The organism is Methylobacterium nigriterrae (assembly GCF_037106235.1).
Lineage (GTDB): Bacteria > Pseudomonadota > Alphaproteobacteria > Rhizobiales > Beijerinckiaceae > Methylobacterium > Methylobacterium nigriterrae.
Genome location: NZ_JBAWTG010000468.1, coordinates 1 through 672, shown reverse-complemented (window position 1 = coordinate 672; position 672 = coordinate 1). Strand labels below are relative to the sequence as shown.

Annotated in this window: 1 protein-coding gene; it reads right to left on the bottom strand. The window is 62.2% G+C overall.

Annotation, left to right across the window (positions count from 1 at the left end; all coding sequences use genetic code 11):
• Positions 1-365: 365 nt before the first annotated feature.
• Positions 366-672: CE1 family esterase (locus WDW90_RS37785; protein ID WP_431311208.1), on the bottom strand; the 307-nt coding region annotated here is incomplete at its 5' end.

The window sequence follows — 672 nt, the reverse complement described above, 5'->3', positions numbered from 1 at the left end:
TCCAGCGCCTGACCAACCTCGGCTACGACGTCATGCTCGTCCCAAAAGCGGCGTAGACCGCCGGCCCGCCCGTCCAAGGTCTATTTCCTCAGCAGTATCCGGTCGTTTTTCTTACAAGCAGCTTCTATGCGCCACACGCAGACAAAAGCTGGCCGAGTTGCAAGCGGGCTTTCGGAGTCACTGCTTAACCGGCTGAGATGCGCCTTCCGTAGACCTTCGAACTGCCATGCTAGAAAAGATCACAGGATGGGCCGGCCTCACAAAGAGACCGGCCCATCCTTTTGCTTTTGATGAGGGGCGAATGTCCGTGTCAGGCAGCCCCGTATCCCTGGCCGGAGCCACGGACCTCAGGCCTACTCGGAAGCTCAGTGTCGGGTCGTGCCGCTCGCGCTTGTGTGAGCCATGAAGAAGCGCACCATCTCACGGCTGGCATCGGGACCGCGCGGGTCCGTGTAGCTGCCGTTCGAGCTTCCGCCTGACCAGGCGTGTCCGGCCCCATGCAGAACCCACTGCTCCAACACCTCTCGACCAGAACCATCGGACTGGATGGTGCGGGTGTAGGTCATTCCACCGGGGCTCTCCCCCTGCGTGACGATCTTGCTCGACGTCGCCTCGGGCTTGGCCTGTGCGATGACGCGGTCGCCATTGACCGGGTTGACGGTGCGGTCGGCA